Genomic DNA, 231 nt, shown 5'->3' on the forward strand with positions numbered 1-231 from the left:
GGCGCTGATGAAACCTGAGGCGATCCTGGTGAACATCTCGCGTGGGCGCGTGGTGGATGAGCCTGCGCTGGTCGATGCGCTGCGGGCCAAGCGCATACGGGGTGCGGGGCTGGATGTATTCGTGCAGGAGCCGCTGTCCACAGACTCGCCGCTGTTGCAGCTGGATAACGTGGTAGCGACCCCCCACATCGGCTCGGCGACCCAGGAGACACGCCAGGCCATGGCGCGCTG

Annotated in this window: 1 protein-coding gene; it reads left to right on the forward strand. The window is 66.7% G+C overall.

All coding sequences use genetic code 11. The annotated features are described in order from the left end of the window. On the forward strand, positions 1–231 hold a 231-nt coding region (locus SB756_RS36060; RefSeq protein WP_410914046.1), incomplete at both ends, for an NAD(P)-dependent oxidoreductase.

This window comes from Pseudomonas sp. SIMBA_068 (assembly GCF_046534705.1).
Taxonomy (GTDB): Bacteria; Pseudomonadota; Gammaproteobacteria; order Pseudomonadales; family Pseudomonadaceae; genus Aquipseudomonas; species Aquipseudomonas putida.